Source organism: Oligella urethralis DSM 7531, assembly GCF_000372065.1.
Classification (GTDB): Bacteria; Pseudomonadota; Gammaproteobacteria; order Burkholderiales; family Burkholderiaceae_B; genus Oligella; species Oligella urethralis.
The window spans coordinates 1-16,990 of sequence record NZ_AQVB01000024.1 but is presented as its reverse complement, the minus strand read 5'-3'; the positions used below and the strand labels follow the sequence as shown (position 1 = coordinate 16,990).

At 44.2% G+C, this 16,990-nt stretch carries 9 protein-coding genes, 1 tRNA gene and 1 rRNA gene; 2 read left to right on the top strand and 9 right to left on the bottom strand.

The genetic code is table 11. The annotated features are described in order from the left end of the window. From tssI to A3GA_RS0110175, 7 genes are all read right to left on the bottom strand, one after another. A partial coding sequence (tssI, locus tag A3GA_RS11645; protein ID WP_244264061.1) for a type VI secretion system tip protein TssI/VgrG occupies positions 1 to 4,912 on the bottom strand: 4,912 nt, incomplete at its 3' end. Next, positions 4,846 to 5,949 (bottom strand): pentapeptide repeat-containing protein, encoded by a 1,104-nt coding sequence (locus A3GA_RS0110200; protein ID WP_018027306.1) that lies wholly within the window; start codon positions 5,947 to 5,949, stop codon positions 4,846 to 4,848. The genes tssI and A3GA_RS0110200, both read right to left, overlap by 67 nt. Beyond that, complete coding sequence (locus A3GA_RS0110195) at positions 5,939 to 8,548, bottom strand: DUF2169 family type VI secretion system accessory protein (RefSeq protein WP_018027305.1); 2,610 nt, start codon at positions 8,546 to 8,548, stop codon at positions 5,939 to 5,941. The genes A3GA_RS0110200 and A3GA_RS0110195 overlap by 11 nt, the downstream gene beginning before the upstream one ends. A gap of 6 nt (positions 8,549 to 8,554) precedes the next feature. Then, on the bottom strand, positions 8,555 to 10,897 hold the full coding sequence (locus A3GA_RS11640; RefSeq protein WP_018027304.1) for a type VI secretion system Vgr family protein: 2,343 nt from the start codon (positions 10,895 to 10,897) through the stop codon (positions 8,555 to 8,557). 27 nt (positions 10,898 to 10,924) lie between these two features. Then, on the bottom strand, positions 10,925 to 11,314 hold the full coding sequence (locus tag A3GA_RS0110185; protein WP_018027303.1) for a DUF4150 domain-containing protein: 390 nt from the start codon (positions 11,312 to 11,314) through the stop codon (positions 10,925 to 10,927). Positions 11,315 to 11,334: 20 nt separating this feature from the next. Beyond that, positions 11,335 to 13,665, bottom strand: a complete 2,331-nt coding sequence (locus tag A3GA_RS0110180; RefSeq protein WP_018027302.1) for a type VI secretion system Vgr family protein — start codon at positions 13,663 to 13,665, stop codon at positions 11,335 to 11,337. Between the two features lie 275 nt (positions 13,666 to 13,940). Next, on the bottom strand, positions 13,941 to 14,690 hold the full coding sequence (locus tag A3GA_RS0110175; RefSeq protein WP_018027301.1) for a DUF3540 domain-containing protein: 750 nt from the start codon (positions 14,688 to 14,690) through the stop codon (positions 13,941 to 13,943). A gap of 492 nt (positions 14,691 to 15,182) precedes the next feature. Here A3GA_RS0110175 and A3GA_RS0110165 point away from each other — a divergent pair, with 492 nt between their 5' ends. Both A3GA_RS0110165 and A3GA_RS0110160 read left to right on the top strand, forming a co-directional pair. Next, positions 15,183 to 15,953 (top strand): Fic family protein, encoded by a 771-nt coding sequence (locus A3GA_RS0110165; RefSeq protein ID WP_018027299.1) that lies wholly within the window; start codon positions 15,183 to 15,185, stop codon positions 15,951 to 15,953. A gap of 43 nt (positions 15,954 to 15,996) precedes the next feature. Continuing rightward, the gene (locus tag A3GA_RS0110160; protein WP_018027298.1) at positions 15,997 to 16,191 is read left to right on the top strand and encodes a recombinase family protein; all 195 of its coding nucleotides are present in this window, start codon (positions 15,997 to 15,999) and stop codon (positions 16,189 to 16,191) included. Positions 16,192 to 16,624: 433 nt separating this feature from the next. Here the strand turns inward: A3GA_RS0110160 and A3GA_RS0110150 are convergent. Further along, positions 16,625 to 16,701: transfer RNA gene (locus A3GA_RS0110150), tRNA-Met, on the bottom strand. 81 nt (positions 16,702 to 16,782) lie between these two features. Continuing rightward, a 5S ribosomal RNA gene (gene rrf, locus A3GA_RS0110145) occupies positions 16,783 to 16,896 on the bottom strand. Between the last annotated feature and the right edge of the window lie 94 nt (positions 16,897 to 16,990).

Here is a 16,990-nt window from a genome sequence, read left to right as displayed (position 1 = left end):
CCTTAAGCAAACGACCAAGGGGATCATACTGATAGCTTAACTCCCCTTTACGACTGTCCTTAATGCCGGTTAATTGATTGGCTCCATCATAGTGATAATCACGCTGCAGAATGCTCTGTTTAACATACTGACCAGACTGGATATGTTGCTGCGCCAAACGACCGGCCTCGTCGTAGATCGTCGTTTGCAACATCGTTTGCGCCCAATGACGAGCTATCTCACGGTGATTATTATCACGCTCCACATCAATTAAGCGCTCTTTATCCAAGAGCATGCCGTGCAAATGCCCCGAACCGTAGCGCAAATAATCCACCTCACGACCATCGGGGCGGAGCGTGCAAATCAGATTGGATAATTCATCGTACTGGTAACGCCACTGCTTGGTGACTTGATGGTCGAACACATCATACTGATGCGTCTCTTCCACCACATTCCCTAAGGCGTCATGAATAAAACGATTTAAAGAATGCGGGTTTTTAGCTAATACCAAACGACCGTTTACATCATAGGCGAACTCACGCACTTCATCGGCACTGAGCACCTTCGTCAGTTGCCCCATCACATCGTATTCATAAGCGATGCTCTGATCTTCAAAGGTCACACCTTCTAAACGGCCTGTTTGCTTATTGATGTGATACTGCTTTTCTTTCCCGTCAAAGGCACGCTCATGTACTAAGCGACCCAGCGGATCGTAGGTAAAGCGGTAACTGTCGTCGTTTTCATTAACCAGCTCCGCTAAGCGTCCCAATGGATCGTAGCGATAATTGACCGTATGATTCAAGGCATCAATACGCGCCTGTACTCGACCTGCTGGATTATATCGATAAGCCGTCTCCCTATCCAAACCATCGATAAACTTAAGTAGACGACCCTCGGCATCGTGCTCCAGATAAATCGGATTAACACCACTACGTGCTACTTTAGCAAGCTCACCATAGCGATCATAACTGTACTCTTCGGTGGTGCCACTGGCCTCGGTCAGTTTAATTAAACGACCCAGGAAGTCATAATCCCACTTGGTCATTTTGCCAGAACAGTCGCGGAACCACGCCACATCGCCCGTGACGTGATAACCGACATGCTTGTTACCGCCTTTGGCATCCTCGATGCGTATAATTTGACCTTTGCTATTGTATTGATAACGTGTCACATGACCCAAAGGATCCGTTTCCGCCTCCACCAAATGCTGCGCATTATAAGCACGATGCCATTGACTGCCATTCGGCTCTTCCAGCAAAATCAGATGATTATCCGTATCATAACCGTAACGAATCCGCGTACCATCCGGTTGCACCACCTCTATCAGGTTATCAAAGGCATCGTAAATAAAACGACTGACCGTACCGTCCTGATACTTAACCTGAGTGATATTGTTAAATTCATCACGCTCATTGATGCGCGTGGTACCATCACAATAGGCAATGGACATTAAGTAGTTTTCAGCATTAAAAACGTACTTAGTCGTTTGCCCCAAAGCATCCGTCACGTAGGTGCTCAGATTTTCCCGATCATAGCGCAGAGACAAGGCCTCTGAACCATCATCGCACGCCTCGTGCACGCATCGGCCAATCTCACCATCCATTATCCAGGCCAGATTTACACCACGACCTGTTTTATCTTCGTAGCGCGTAATCAAGTGATGCGCTTGATATTGGTAGCGGTTGCTTAAACCATAACGGTCAGTGGCTTCGATAAGATTACCTTCTTCATCATAACGGTACGAAGCCAAGACTTGCTCTCTTTTACGACCACTGGCGGCATCCGTTTCATAGTAAAAGATATCTTTAATTCGATCCTGCTCGGTATAACGGAAATGTACCGTATATAAGTCACTTTCAATGCGCAACAATCGTGCACGCTCATCATAATACAACTTTAGCGTATTACCCTGAGCATCTTGTAACTGCGTCAGACGATAGACCGAGCCCATTTGCAAAAACAACAGAGTACTGTGATCTTTAGCACGCACTTGTAAACGATCTGGCGCAGGTTGAGACCAGAATAATTCTTCTTTTCGATCGTAAATTTCTTGTTGCAATGGTAGAGCCTGAGGACAAGTGGTTAATCGCCCTTCGTTCGAGACGAGCGTTGGTACACCTTCCTCCAGATAAATGTACTGCAATAAGGGCGTATTCCAACGTGGTCCCAAAGCACTTAAAGCCCCTTCTTCATCATAAGCATAGCAATTAGAACGGTATTGCCGTGCCCATACGATTGGCATCACACCGGGCAAGCTGAAGTCCACATGAGTAAAAGACTCATCACCCAACGCAAAATCAATGGAATTAACGGAAGCAGCGACTGCCATGCCTACACCAGCCGCAGCCGCAATCGCCCCCCCTGCCATGATCTGGGAACGTGACAGATTTCTACAGCTTTTGCAACGATTAGGCGCCTTCTCTGGCTTTTTCTTCCTGCCCCTTCCAGAATTTTTACCGCCTTTGCCGCCTTTACCGCCACCCATTTTATTGCGTAAGCTTTGCATTGCTGAAACAAAAGCCGGTCCAGCGCCATTCAACCATTTTTTAAAACCTTTTTTATAAAGAATACCAACCAGCTCAGTTGATGAAATACCGGATTTACTCTCGTGACCAACCAGCTGTAAATTCACGCCCATCACATTAGCTGCAACAAACTGATTACTTCTTGCATTTGCTGAAAGGCCAATATCTACAATGTTTCGGGAAAAAGCATTAGCAGCAAGAGTTTCCTTCGCACCTGTAAAAGTCAGACTAAAAGGCACATCCTTTTGATGCGAAACGGTCATGTTCTGATAGCTCAAGTGTCCTTTAAAAGCAAGAGATGATTTCCTCGACAATTGACCGGAAGCTTGTTGTGTTACCTCCGAAGCTGAACATATATTGATATTTCCATCTGATTGCAACTTCGTATCGGACACCTCTGCATTCGTATTTAACCTAGGTGTGCTCCAATCCAAAGAGGCAGTCTGCAGGCTGGAGGATGATTTTATCGTCACCGTTTCAGAAGCACCAATCGTCTGCTCGACACTACCATTAACCTCTTCATCATCTAAGGCTTGGGTATTTAAATGATAGCCCTGCACCGTATGCGTTGCTGCTCCCGATACCGTACTATCGAAGGTACCGGTAATCATCTCATCCACCCCATCCAAGTAATCTTCCTGCAAATTACCACCAATGGATTCGGTCAGTTGTGTATCAATGGTGCGCTGGTGATCCGACTCATAACGGGCTTGACCTCCACTATGCAATACCACATCCGAAGTACTGTGTGCAGTATGAGAACGGTAGCCGGCAATGGCGGACACCACATTACCGACGATTTTCTGCGTTTGCTTATCCTTAACCAGGGTATTCATATCGCGCTCAGCGATAAAAGAGAGCATTTCCTCACCTGGACGATCATCAAACATCAAGCGATTGGCATTACTGGCATCGCCATTTTTACTGCGCGTAAAAAAGCCGCTCTGGGTAGCATCATCGGGCAAATTCACTGGTGGCATATTTAAATTATTGTAGACTCGACCAATCACCACCGGGCGGTCCGGTTGACCATCCACAAAGTCCACCACTACCTCCTCGCCCACGCGAGGAATTTGCACACCACCAAAACCCGAGCCCGCCCAAGGTGATGAAACACGCACCCAGCAGGAACTGTTTTCATCCAATTGCCCATCACGATCCCAGTGAAATTGCACTTTAATTCGACCGTATTTATCCGTCCAGATTTCCTCACCGGCTGGCCCCGTCACCACCGCTGTTTGAGGACCTCCCATTTTAGGTTCCTGATGAATTCGTGGGGCGCGGAACTGTGTGTCTTTAGGTATATACGTCGCTGCAATTTCAAAATAATACTGCTCATCCGCACCGGAAACATAAGATTCCATGACAATATCGTAAGTGACCTTAATCACCAAATAGTCCCCGTTATCGTTGGGGAATGGTGCATTCTGCAATGTCATGATATAGCCGGGTGCTAAATCTCGTAAGCGCGTGCGTGCTTCAGCAAAGTCCTGCAATGCCTGAATCGACTCCAAATGCACCCGGGCATAATGCGCCGACTCGTCTGCTGACACATAGCCCCCAAATGGCTCATAAACCGTTAAATCCATGCCCGTTTTCTGTGTTAAACGCGAACTAAAACCGCTTAAATCAGCTCGTGGATTTTCGAAATTATAGTCTTGTGTAGCGTAACTATTTGCTGTTAATTGTCCCCCCGGTTGCCAATCAAAAATATGTTGTTCTTTGGCATACACCATTTCATCTTCAGCATAATAGAAAGCCGTGCTGTTAACCGGCAACTTAGGGTGACTCTCCTTGTAATCGCTCAATACCAGATAATGCTTCCCCTCTTCATGACGGAACCAATAGTAAATCCCTTCATGCTCCAATAAACGGCTGATAAAGGCAAAATCGGTCTCGTCATACTGAACGCAATAGGTCCACTTACGATAAGACTCAATCAATTTCTCTTCTATCAACAAGTCATAGGATTCCAACACCTCACGCACTACATCAAGGGCGGACATTTCTTGGTATATACGACTGTTCTTTGCTTGGGTGCTGTACCACAGTTGTGGTACGACAAAGAGCTCGTAAATAAAATACTTCTTCTCATTGACCAATTTCTCGCTGACTAAACGAACCTCTCTGACCATACCGTTCAGATAGCGAGGTTGTGCGCCGGTATCAATCTCAATCGTCACATCAGTGCCCGGTAATTGGCTTTGCTCAATGGGCGAATCCTCACACACGGCCTGAATCCGGTATTCAAAGAGAGCAGATAACTGCTCACTGCCTTGCAGTGAGAGGAATCGCAAGCGTTCGGCAAAGAGAGTGGTAAGATTGACGACACGATTCATGACTAAGACCTTTTCAGTGCTGAAATATTCGGGGAAATACGGGAGGGTTGACGGTGTTGCTCGGACCATAACTCAGCCTCAAACAAGGCCTCATCTTTTTCCAAGGCGCCTGCACGTTTTTTTAGATCGGGCTGATCGCTTAAAGCACGATGAAAACGCGTTTGCTGCAACTTGGCCTCGGCAAAGGTACTGCCACTTAAATTGCTAAATGAAAAATCAGCGTGCTCCAAGTCACAGTGATCAAAGCAACTATTAACGGCGCCGGCTTTTTGCCAGACACTCATGGCCAAATCACTGTGTTCAAAGTTAGCTTTTTCAAAACTCGCCTCAACAAATACTGCTTGTCTGAACTGGGCAGAACGGGCGCTTAACTCTGTTCCATGAGCCTCGACAAAAATGCCATAAGGCGCTTGCACACCGTCAAAATTAGCATGACTAAGATTAGCTCCTTTAAAAGAAGCTTGGGCTAATTGACTTTGTCTAAATGAAGCAAAACTCAAATCACATTCAGTGAAAACGCACAAACTGAGATCTAGCTCATCAAAATGACTGCCACTTAAATTTGATTTAGCCCAAACAATATGTTTTAACTGACAACAATTCAGTGTAAGCTCACGACAATCCAAGTCATAAAGAACTGATTTATAAAGCTGACACTGACTCAACTGCGTTTCTTTAAAAGTGGTATTAGCAAAAAGGGTCTCACTTAATTCCAATCCGGTCAGACTTACCTTCTGCAATGAAGAATTCAAAAAGGCGGCCTCTCTTAAATAACTCTGCTGGACCACACTCCCATCAAGGATTGATGCTTGCCATTTCACGTTGGGCAAGAAACAGTCATACATTTGAACACTTTGGAACTGACACTCATTAAATAACGCCATATTGGCATGGCACGAATGAAACTCAGCTCCTTTAAAATTACAGTCATTAAAAACACTTTGACTGAAATGCACATCGATGAAACGGGCTCCACTAAAATCAACCTGGTCAAAAACCACCCCCGAGAAATCCCATTGTTCAAAGACAGCACCAGAGAAGTCCAGATGGCGGATCGGCACACCATTAGCCAACCATTCTTGCAATAAGGCCTGATCAAACTCCATTTACTGCCTCTCTTTGACTTGGCTCCAGCTGAATCTGCTTCAAGTAGTTTTCATGTTCAATACAATCACTATGCACTTTAGTCTGACCCATATCACATCGGAAAAAATTTACTCGAGTAAAATTAACTGCTGAAAATTCCGCATGAGTAAAAAAAGCATTCGTCAAATTCGCATCGGTGAAATCCGCAGCAACAAAACGCGTACGCACAAAGGTGGCGTCAGGCACTTCCATTGCGACAGCAGTGATATTTTTAAAGCTTGAAGTGGAAAACTCACTATTTTCAACAATGGCACGGTCAAATTGACAAGCCTCAAAATTCAAGCCCCGCATACAACTGTTTTTAATAAATGTGTCTGAAAAATCCACCCCAAGCAAAGTTTGAGAAGTGACAATGGCCAACGCTTCCAACCATGAGGATTTAAAACTCACCTGCCCCAACTCTACATAGGTTAAAGCCATGCGGAAAATGTAATTATTCTCAAAATCACATTGTGAAATTTGACATTCCGTAAAAGCACAGCGCAACCACTCGCACTCATCAAAACTGGAGTTTCGCAAATGGGATTCCAATAATGCGAAACCATCCGCTACACAATGATTTAATCTTGAATCAATAAGCTCAAATTTTTGCCACATGCTCTCATTAAAATGACAAGAACTTAGTTCACACTCTGCAAATACCAACTGACTCAACATCAACTTCTCAAACCGGCAATTCTCGAAAACTGCTCGCTCAAAATGACATTGATTAAGATTGCTTCCTTCAAACCGACAATCCTTGAACCGCGCTCCCTGCAATGTGGCAAAACAAAAAGCTGTTTCCCCAAAACGACAATTTTCAAAACTGGTTTGACTAAGATTAGCTCCCTTAAAAAGGACAAGAGAAAAGTCCATATCCTTAAAACACAAACCTGACAAATCTATACCGCTCAGATCCATCGCTTCGACAGACTCACCATGCGCTATTCTGTCCAATAATCGCTCACGTCCTTCCAAAGGACTCTGCGTTAAAACGTATTTGCCTTGCTCATAATGTGCGCTCAGGGACCACATTTTTTTCTCAAGTTTGTGCAAACGCATCTCATCTTGCGCACTCTGCTTCGTCTGCATCCGATTCAGTTGACTTAATCGACTTTGCTCTGTAGCCTTATTAATATTGACGCGTCCGGCGTCCTCACGGATCCGGTCAAATAATGCATCTGAACCGGTTAACTCATTTAATTCAGTATCCAAGCCACCACTCAACACATAACGCTGTCGCGCTTCCTTTACTTGTCTGAAATGCTCACGCAATTGCTCAACCCTCTGATCTTGCCAACGCTGCTGTTCAGGTAAATAACGCAGATCTGCCCGTGGTTGAGGCCCGACTTCTTCCGGCAAATACTCATCCGCCTGCAAACCCATCGTTGCCAAATGTTCACGCGTAATCGTACGCATATAGTGCTGCAATTTATGCAGTTTTTCACTCATAGGTCCCAAATCACCGGGTTTAGAATCGAAACCGTGGGTTTGCACATTTTCCGGCAACAAATCCTCATCCGAATAAGCCAATAGTGCCGAACGCTCAACCTCTTCACGCTCCTCCATAAACTCCAGATAATGCGTTTGTTCTTTAGCTGAATGCACCCACTCTAAAGCAGCTAACACATGCTTAATATCAGAACCATCTTCATGCCAGCAGGGCACGGATTCCTGAAAGATTAACAAATACTTTTCCAAATGCGGAATTAACCACAAAGTTTTAAGCTTCAAAAAAGCTTCCTGGGTGATAATTTCATCCTTCGGGGATTTTTGCATTTTCAGTAAACAGCGGGCACGCCAAGCCGGCACACACCCATGCCATAACGCTTTATTGGGATGCATATGGCGCACTGCAAACTCGGTGTTTATAGGCAACTCACTCAACTCCGACCAAATTTGCTCACTTTGTGCAGCGTTAAACATCGTGGGATCCATATCCGGAAAAAAACCGGGGAAATCGGTTTTTTTCCACTCCTCACTATAGTTGCCCACCTTACTGAAACGAACAGGCCACATCATAGATTGGGCACCAAAATTATACGCTCGATGCTCTGAGGACGGTTCGCTCAACAAATCCTCAGGGTTCTCCACATTGGGCATCGCCACACGATCAGAAGATTGGCTTTTATTCGGATCAATCCATCCCTTGCCCTCCGGATTATCCGGATACTGTTCACCACCATAACTGTTAGCCCAGCTTAATGGCATCTCCTTAAAATCAGCGGCCGGGCTGATTTTTTTATCTTTGTAATGACGCTCACCAAAAACTCGTAAAGTACGCTGCTTATCATTGACTCGCACCGTCACATCTAACTCATTTTTTTGCTCGGCAAAAGCACTATACGCGACACCGGACACGAGAAACTCCGGATGCACTTTAGGCACACCGTACTCAAGTACTCCGCCACAATCCATATGACTTTTTGCGACATCCCATAACGTGCTTTCAGTTTCTAGTATGGGGCTGACATCCGATGCGTCCACCATGACCAATACACTTAAACCGAGCCGCGATTGACTGCGCCAACGATAAGGGCGAACCTGCAGACTGAGCGGCATTGCTTTGGTAATCTTCATAATTCCTTATAACTTCTGAGCAATGCCATGCAACTGTGTCAGATTCATTTTCGACAAATCAATACCTATCAAGCTGCCTGCATTCTTCTCCATATCATCCACTTTGTGCACAACTTTAATTTGCACACCCATCAATGCTGCTTTTGAGGCCTGATGCGCATCCTCTATAAAGTTAGCATTAATCTTGACCCCACTATAATCTACGACATTAATAGCAGCTTTCCCCTCGACCACTGTTAAACCCAAATAACAAGAAGTGATCGTTTCAATCTTTTGTGCAACGGCAGAGACACTATTCTCCATACTTAGCTGTGTTTCTGTGGCTCCCGCTTCACTACTATAGTTCGCACTTAAATCGGTAATTGAAGCGCCTGATTGCAGGGAATAATCTCCTGCTTTCACATCGATACTTTGTGCATTTTGGTTCATTTCGCCTCCACTAACCGTTAGCTTTGTGGAACCCGCAACTTGCACCACTTCAGCATCCTGAAAAATACTATGTTTATTTGCAGCCACTGTATCTTTACGTACTCCAGTAATACTCTGCTTATAACCACTATCATAGGAATGAATAGCCGGTTCTGCTGCTACAGTTAATTGCTCCGTACCCCCTGTAGTCTCCGTATTAGGACCGGTATAACTACGGCGCTGACGTTGGTGCACGGTATCTGTACTGTTACCACTCACCGTTAGCGTATGACCACTTTCATGCTGATATGCCGCATTACCGCCAACTTTCTTCGTGTGCATACCACCATATGACCAATGATGAGCACCACCGATATTGGTCGCCGAAGAACCTCCCACGTTGTGTGAACTGTCGTTTTTAACAAAATAATCCATTGATTTCTGAGCAACCATTTTCACCAACTCATTGCCCAAAGCATCTTCAAATAGTACGGAGTTAGCCTGATCAGAAGTTCCATCCTTAGTGCGTGTATGAAAACCACTCACCGTAGCATTAGCCGGCAACTCCACAGGAGGCATATTGTCAGCATTGTAAAGACGTCCAACAATGACAGGACGATCGGGGTGACCTCCTAAAAAGTCAACAATCACCTCCTCATTGACCCGAGGAATCTGCATACCGCCAAAACCACCTCCTGCCCAAGGACTTGAAACACGCACCCAACATGAGCTGTCACCATCATCAATTTGGGCGCTATCCCAATGAAACTTCACTTTCACACGACCGTATTCATCGGTCCAAATGGACTCCCCTTGCGGCCCCACGACAACTGCTGTCTGGGGACCATAGGTGTATGGAATTGGAGTGAGTTTGGGCTGACGATATTGCACTGTGGCGGGAATTAATTTAACCGCACATTTCGAATGCGCTTTTTGCTCCTCATTAGTCGCATAAGCCGCTTCCGCCAAATCATAATGAATGGCAGTAATCAAATACTGCTGATTTTGTGCTCTGTCCGGATGGCGTTCCAAGCTAATCAACTCTCCCACACTCAGTAAAGGACTATTGGAAAGCGCCTGCACCGTTTTACGCTGTGCTTCAAAGATTTCAATATTGATGGCGGCGTAACGTTCCCCATCCTCTAGCTCGGCATAATCACCGATGGCTTGATAAATCTCCAAAGGTACACCATGATGGTGCGTTTGCGAAGAGTTTTTTTGCACCGATAAATTAACATTTGGTTTGTTAAGATTATAATCAACCGCCGCATATTTATTGGGTGACAAACTTAAGCGTGGTTGCCATTGATAAAAATGCCCTTCCTCGTGATCCAGACCACTGCGTCGATCATAGAACTTCATGCTGTCATAAGCAGCCACCGCTTTGTGCTGATGACGGTCATCGGCAATAATCAATCGATGCTTAGCCTGCGAATGCTCAAACCAATAATACAGCCCTTCATGCTCCATCAAGCGACTGATGAACTCAAAATCCGTCTCATCGTACTGCACACAGTAACCCCATTGACGGTAACTGCCGCTGGTTCTAAACTCCAACTCAAAAGGATAGTCCTCAAGCGTTTCACGAATAATTTCGGGAATCGTTTTCTTTTGATGGATTCTATAGTGATTATTTTGGGTTGCTAGCCATAACCAAGGACGGATACTAGCCTCAAAAATAAAGTAACGTTCTGTCAAGGTTTCCTGAGCAATACGTTTAACGCGGGTCACCAAACCACTCAGATAACGCCGCTTACCCTCAATCTCGACATTAAGAGTGATTTCCTCGCCAATGAGTGCCTTCGCATCAAAACCGATATCCTTTGAAAGGAATTGCAATTGAAACTCATACAAAGAAGAAATCGCTTCGTCACCACTTAAGGAACGAAATAATAATTCCTGCTCGGCAAAAGAACCGCTGATTTTAAAGATTTTTTTCATGATAATCTTTATTGTCTATAAAATAGCCTATCCAGCAAAAATGGAAATATGAGTACAACCTGTCAACAAACAAAAACCAATCGTATTCGTACGATTCTGTGGCCCTCCTGCGCACATACGATTAGCAGGAGAACCAAACAGCAAGGTTGTGTACGAGTTCAAAAAAATGCGGCGACTGACAGAAGAAACCGTATTTGAAATTACACCCAATGCGACACCTGGAAAATCCCCTACTGTTAACGGTATTTTAGTGGCCAAATTGTGCGCAAAAGCATTGTTAAATAAAATGCTGACGGCCACCGGTATCGCCGCCATCGCAAAACCTATATCGGGAAACGGAACTGGTACCATCGCAGGGGTTTTACACACATTGGGAAAAGCGAAATCGATACCGAACAATTGATTCGCAGCAAACATTTCAACTCCTTTAAATACCTCTATGGATTATCAATCGTAATTCCGGTCAGCTGATTTTTAGAGGCAACCTCCTGACCTTTTGAACCGACGATTTTTAATTTGACTCCCATAACTTCACCCTTTAACTGACTGGACTCATTTTGATTGTAAATCCCCCCAAGTTTGACTCCCGCCATTCCAAATTTATTGATTTGTTGGGACTCATTGAGCCCATTGAAACCTAAACTAAATGCACCTCTACTCGTACTCTGCACCGCCAGTAGATCTTTTTCCAAACTAAGCACAAGTTCCGTTTGGGACTGCTCAATCACGGTAGGAGCTACTTGTGTCAAACCGGGTGCCATCAGCGTGACATTGGCACCTGCCTTACTCTGATGATTCGCTGTAGAATTAATGACTGTCTCACCGGAGACCTGGATATTCACCGGTCCACTTTGAATATTCATCGGCCCGCCAGTCACTGTTTTGCTGTAGCCCGATGCCACGGTAGAACTTTCATCTCCAGAAACCTTACGTGTCACCGAACTCTGTGCCATATGGGTATAATCCGTTTCGACGGTACGATCGCGACCAGCTCCGTAGGTGTAACTCGCCTGTCCGCCGACCACATTTTGCACAAAACCTCGCTGCATATTAATCACGGCATTACTGCCAATTTGATGACTACGCGGCCCTCTAACCGTTTCATCCGATTTACCCAGTATGGTGCGCTCTTGATTGGCCTGGTTTAATATCGTCGAAACTGCTTTAAAAATATTGTCATCAAAGCCGCCCACACTCAGATTAGTGGTGCCACCATGCTCACCCATCTGTTGACCGATGACATTAATGTCCTCATTGTTTTTGACCAACGCATCCATATCTTTTTGCGCCTGGAAGCTTAGCATCTCGGCGTCCGGTTTGTCCTCTAATAGCATTTGGTTGGCAGTTGACGCATCACCAAATTTGGAGCGCGTCACCGTACCGCTTTGTGTGGCGTTGGCAGGGAACTCCAAAGCCGGCATATTTTCCGCATTGTATACCCGCCCCACCACCATCGGACGATCCAATTGTCCACCAACAAAGCCTACAATTACCTCATCCTTAATACGCGGGATTTGCACACCCCCAAATCCACCACCAGCCCACGGACTGGAGACACGCAACCAACAAGAACTGTTTTCATCCTGTTGACCCTCACGATCCCAGTGAAACTGCACCTTAATGCGACCATATTTATCGGTCCAAATTTCTTCTCCCTGAATACCGACCACTTTGGCCGTCATCGGTCCTTGTGCTTTGGGGATAGGGGTCACTTTGGGGGCTCTGAACTGCGCTTGATGAGGAATGACAGTAAGCTTTACTTCTATTTGATGCTTTTCCGCATCTCCACCGCCATCCGTTGCGTAGGAGTTTTCTTCCAGATGAAACTCCGTAGCAATAATCAGATAGGGGTTTTGAGCTGCTCGCAGTCGTGCAACTTCAAAAATATGCCCACAGCTTAATAGAGGATAATTGCTGAACGCTGTACAAGTCTGCGAACGCCATGCATCACTTTCGGCGGCGACACGAACATATTTCTCGCCATCATCCAACTCAAAATAACCCGGCAAGGGATCATAAATCTCCATTGTCTTGCCGTTATTTTTACTCAGCGAATAACTCACATCCAATTTAGCGGAAGCCTTCTCAAAATCGTAATCGACCATCGTGTGCTTATTACTATACAGACTATCCGCAAAAGCCCAATCACGTAGAATAGGACCATGAGAAGGCTGCGATTGATCGTCGGAGTAATAATTAATACTGAATTCAGTACCTGAGAATGGTTTATGCGCCATGGTACTGTCCACCAAGACTAGTTGATGCTCACCCTCTTTATGCTCAAAATAATAATAGATCCCCTCCAACTCCATCAAACGACTGATAAACTGGAAATCGCTTTCATCATATTGCACACAATAAGGCCACTCGCGATAATCCTCGTGAAGCTGCCAATCCACACTAAAGGGGTATTTAAGCAATACTTTTTTGATGATATCGGGGACAGTCAAGTTTTGAAAAATACGATTATCGGTGTTTTGTGTTGCCAACCATAACCACGGATGGATTTCAAAACGATAAATATGCTCTCTATCATTAATATCGGCAGGCTTCAAATACTGAACCTGGGTAATTAAACCCTGAAAATAACGTTTACCCTGATCTATCTCTACATGCACTTCCAACATCGTGCCAAGCAATTGCTCCAAGTCCAAATCACACTGCGCTGCCACCAAATCAACGCGGTAATGAAATAAATCAGATAGTCTTTCCTGACCGGAGAGTGACTTGAACTTCAGCTCATCACCCAAAGCAGTGATCGCGTTCATGTGTCTATTCATCATCTTATTTCCGAGAAAACAAAAAACCACTCAACAACAACAACGCTTGAGTAGTCTTTTCAGATAGAGTTTTATTCAGGAAAGAAGTCTAGATCACATTTATTGCAGATTGATGACGAAATTGTGGCAAACGCATGATGTCATACACTTGATGTAACAACACTTAACACAAACACCCGTCCAAGTCTAAAAGGTAATAAATTGATACTTTTTTTATGCGAGAGTTAGTGAACACAAATGTGATATCTAAGGTAGCGTCAATCTTATCCCATATGGATTTGATCACTATCCACTTTGACCAAGTCTTTACCCGTCACCATCGTATATTTAGAATGAATACGCGCACTATCTTCGGCTTGATAATCCATCGTACCGGCGCGCACCTGTTCCACTTGCTCGGTAATACGGAAAGTGCTGCGACTCATCTGTGATAGCCTATCCACGATCACCTCATAGACCTTACCGACCAGACGGGTTATGCTGATAGTAGAGCGCAACTCTTTACCTACATAATCCGCACGATCAATCACACATTGTGCCGTCTGCGCCTCCATCTCGACATGGGCAGATTGAAGTTTCATAGCTTCTGTGCCCTGCAGAGACAATTGTTGCGAACGAAGCGTCAAATGCCCTTGGAACTGCAACTCAGCCTTCTCCGGTTGCGCCTGCTTAATAATGGCAATAATATACAAATGCTCACTATCAGGACCACTGATTAATACACTGTCGCCAGGACTCGGTATCAGTAAGCAACTAGCCGCCTTTTCACACAAATACTGAAGGCCTTCCACCTTTACCGAATAGGCTCGCGCTACACCGGCTTCATCCTCAAGCACTTCAGTGACCTCCGCTAAGGTATGCAAAGGCTTACTTGTAGAGGCGGGCATCTGGTGAGTACGCAATAATTGCTCCAACTCACCAGCCGCAGGTGCTAATGGCTCGGATTGAGTATTCGGGCTTTGGTAAAGTGATCGATTGGTCAATGTGCTCTGCGTACCAGACTTAGTATTCATAAGTGAAAATTCCTACCATAAACGCTCTTATTCATTGAGCGCAAAAAAATAGACTTATTAGTTTATTACACGATGGTTGCAGATTTATTGCAGCCATTACAAGCTGAGGATATGAATATGAACATCTTATCAAGAAGGCTTGGCATAGATAAGCCGGCACAAATTTTGCCGAATACGCAACAGCTCCGGCTCGACCCATTGAGCGAACCGGAGCTGTGGTGTTAATTGTTATTCCGGCAGAGGAATAAACGCTTGCTCATCAGCAGGAACCTTAACAAATCGATCCGCCCACCAAGGCATGGATTACGAGTACATTTTAAATATTGTTCTTTCCATCATTGCTATTGTGTGTTTTTTTGAAAAAACGCATTTAAAAGAAATTTATTATGATCCTTACGCCAAACGCCAAGCATTACAAGGTAGTAGATAACATCTGTGCAGCGAATAAATAATTTAGCTAAACTAATGGCACTAAACGACAAAGGAATAACAATGTACGTAGACCAATTAAAAAAATTTCTAGATAGTCACCGCCCACTATCTGAAATTACAGTACGCTCATTATTTAATGATTTTGCACTAAGATACAACCACGAAAGCAATCGAATTGAGGGTAATAACTTAACGTTGGTTGAAACTCGGGTATTCCTAGAGCAAGGTGTTACTGTTAAGGGTAAACCGTTTAAAGATTTTTTAGATGTAAATAATCATCGCTTAGCGATTAATTACATGATGGATCTTATTGATAAAAAAGAACCATTAAGTGAAGGTTATATCAAAAAATTTAATGCTATCTTATTAAAATCAACAAAAGACGATCAATACGCTGGTGTTTATCGTCACATACCTATCACAATAGCAGGTTCTCCGCATACGCCACCCCAGCCATATTTAATTGCTCCCAAAATGGAAGAGCTCATTAATTCATACCACACTGATATAGCCCACCCCATTGAAAAGATTGCCAAATTTCATGCCAAGTTTGAAGCGATTCATCCATTTATTGAAGGCAATGGTCGCACGGGTAGGCTTATCATGAATACCGAATTAATGAAGCATGGTTACCCAATGGCCATCATTAAAAGTGATGATAAAGATACGTATTATGAAGCGTTGATTGCTGCTGATAACGGTGATTATTCGTTAATCATAAATTTAGTTACTGAAGAAGTGGAAAACTCAATTAAACAAACGCTATCAGTAATAGATCCTGAATGGCTAATTAAGTTTGAGCATTACTTCAGTAATGAGAAAGAACGCTAACACTGAAGCCTAACCCGGTGGCAGAAGCATGTAAGCTGAAGGGATGGCTGGAAACTATGACGTTTTGATGTTGGAAGGACTTGATAGGCTTTCAAGAGATCAAGTTGAGCAAGAACGGATTGTGAGAAGATTAGCGTACCGAGGTATCGAAATAGCTGGCGTGGCTGATGGCTATGACTCTACCCTTTCAGCTCGCAAGGTTCTCAGAGGAGTAAGAGGCTTAATTGATGAAATTTAAAAATCATATTACAACAATTAATGGCACAGCTAACCAACCCTTTGCCGTATGACTTGGATGATGTTGATCTGTCGGAGTACAAATCAATTGCTGATGAATGGAAAAACTGGGAGTATGTTAAAGAACATGCAATTAAAGTCTCTCATTGGATTCTAGATAGTGAAATAAAACTTTCTGAGATTGAGATGTCATTTTTTACGCAATGTTCGAGCCTGTAAATAATTTTGTGTAACTTCCCCTAATCCGATATCCTTCATGGAAGTATTTTACATGGGAAGTTACATGACTAAAGACGACATCACTCAATACTTAATCAATCAACTAGCCTAATGCCTATCGATGCTCATCGGCCACTTACGCTCAAGATTTCCATACCACATTATTAAGTAGACGAAAAAAAACGACTGATAAATAAATATCAGTCGTTTTAATCTGGTTGCGGAGGCAGGATTTGAACCTACGACCTTCGGGTTATGAGCCCGACGAGCTGCCAGACTGCTCCACTCCGCGCTAGAGTATTGATAGTAACAGACTTCTGTTTTAATAACAAGTATGGCGACCTGTTAGAAGTCTATCACATCTGAATAAATTGCCTGACGATGACCTACTTTCACAGGAGCGAATCCAACTATCATCGGCGCTAAGGCGTTTCACTGTCCTGTTCGGGATGGGAAGGAGTGGGTCCACCTTGCTATGGTCGTCAAGCGAAGCTTGTACTGCTGTTTAGCAATTAGGAAGAAGCACAATGAGATGTCATGGTGTTATTTTTGGAGTTGCGTATATGTATGAGGTGTTTTTT

Bases quoted from the DNA above. Each gene is read 5' to 3' on its own strand.
- A3GA_RS0110200 (WP_018027306.1), bottom strand. From the start codon at position 5,949: ATGGAGTTTGATCAGGCCTTATTGCAAGAATGGTTGGCTAATGGTGTG.
- A3GA_RS0110195 (WP_018027305.1), bottom strand. From the start codon at position 8,548: ATGAAGATTACCAAAGCAATGCCGCTCAGTCTGCAGGTTCGCCCTTAT.
- A3GA_RS11640 (WP_018027304.1), bottom strand. From the start codon at position 10,897: ATGAAAAAAATCTTTAAAATCAGCGGTTCTTTTGCCGAGCAGGAATTA.
- A3GA_RS0110185 (WP_018027303.1), bottom strand. From the start codon at position 11,314: ATGTTTGCTGCGAATCAATTGTTCGGTATCGATTTCGCTTTTCCCAAT.
- A3GA_RS0110180 (WP_018027302.1), bottom strand. From the start codon at position 13,665: ATGAACGCGATCACTGCTTTGGGTGATGAGCTGAAGTTCAAGTCACTC.
- A3GA_RS0110175 (WP_018027301.1), bottom strand. From the start codon at position 14,690: ATGAATACTAAGTCTGGTACGCAGAGCACATTGACCAATCGATCACTT.
- A3GA_RS0110165 (WP_018027299.1), top strand. From the start codon at position 15,183: ATGTACGTAGACCAATTAAAAAAATTTCTAGATAGTCACCGCCCACTA.
- A3GA_RS0110160 (WP_018027298.1), top strand. From the start codon at position 15,997: ATGGCTGGAAACTATGACGTTTTGATGTTGGAAGGACTTGATAGGCTT.